Annotated in this window: 1 protein-coding gene; it reads right to left on the bottom strand. The window is 72.1% G+C overall.

All coding sequences use genetic code 11. The features are described 5' to 3' along the window. A partial coding sequence (locus G3I78_RS48375; protein WP_164436995.1) for a class I SAM-dependent methyltransferase occupies nucleotides 1-448 on the bottom strand: 448 nt, incomplete at both ends.

A 448-nucleotide genomic window follows, 5' to 3' on the forward strand; every position in this document is an offset into this window, starting at 1 on the left:
ATGAGGTCGAGCTCGGCGGGCCAGACGTACCGGTGGGGCGTGCGGTGGACCTCGGCGCGGCCGTCGTCGTCGAAACGGACGTGGTGGGACACGACACGCTGGTGCAGGACGTCGTAGGTGTCGACGCCGAGGTAGCCGGGCTCGTCGTGCCAGACGGTCGCGGTGCGGCCGGGTGGGAGGGCGCGCGGCTCGGGGACCCAGAGCTCGACGACGAACCGGCCTCCGGGGGCGAGGTGGCGCGCGGCGTTGCGGAAGCACTCGACCTGGGCGTCTTGCGTGGGCAGGTTCGCGATCGTGTTGTACACGAGGTAGACGAGCGTGTGCTCCCCCGGCACCCGGGCGGTAGCCATGTCCCCGATGACGACGGGCAGGGTCGTCTCGTCGGCCTTCTCGCGGAGCCGGGCGACCATGTGCCGGGAGATCTCGATGCCGGTGACCGGGACGCCGC

Origin of the sequence: Streptomyces sp. SID13726, assembly GCF_010548375.1 — a bacterium.
Classification (GTDB): domain Bacteria; phylum Actinomycetota; class Actinomycetes; order Streptomycetales; family Streptomycetaceae; genus Streptomyces.